The sequence below is a fragment of the Undibacterium sp. Di27W genome, assembly GCF_049340345.1.
Classification (GTDB): Bacteria; Pseudomonadota; Gammaproteobacteria; order Burkholderiales; family Burkholderiaceae_D; genus Undibacterium.
Window position 1 is genome coordinate 1 of sequence record NZ_JBMPOS010000131.1, and the last position, 360, is coordinate 360.

Below are 360 nucleotides of genomic sequence, written 5' to 3' on the forward strand. Positions count from 1 at the left end.
TCAGCTCTGCATAGTGCACATGGTGCGCAACAGCCTGAAATATGTCTCCTGGAAAGACTACAGAGAAGTCACTGCCGATTTAAAGCGCATCTACCAGTCTGCCACTGAAGAGCAGGCACTGGCAGAACTGGAACGCTTTGCTGGGCTGTGGAATCATCAGTATCCGCAGGTTGCCAAATCATGGACAAACCACTGGCCCAATCTACCGACCATCTTCGAGTATCCACCAGAGATACGCAGGGCCATTTATACAACCAATGCCATCGAATCACTTAACAGCGTCATTCGATCAGCCACCAAACGCAGAAAATTGTTCCCCAATGATGCCTCGGCCATGAAAGTGGTGTACCTGGCGATACA

General features: G+C 50.0%; 1 protein-coding gene. It reads left to right on the top strand.

Features of this window, described 5'->3' with window-relative positions; all coding sequences use genetic code 11:
* On the top strand, positions 1 to 360 hold a 360-nt coding region (locus tag ACO0LF_RS31620), incomplete at both ends, for a transposase (protein ID WP_423021396.1).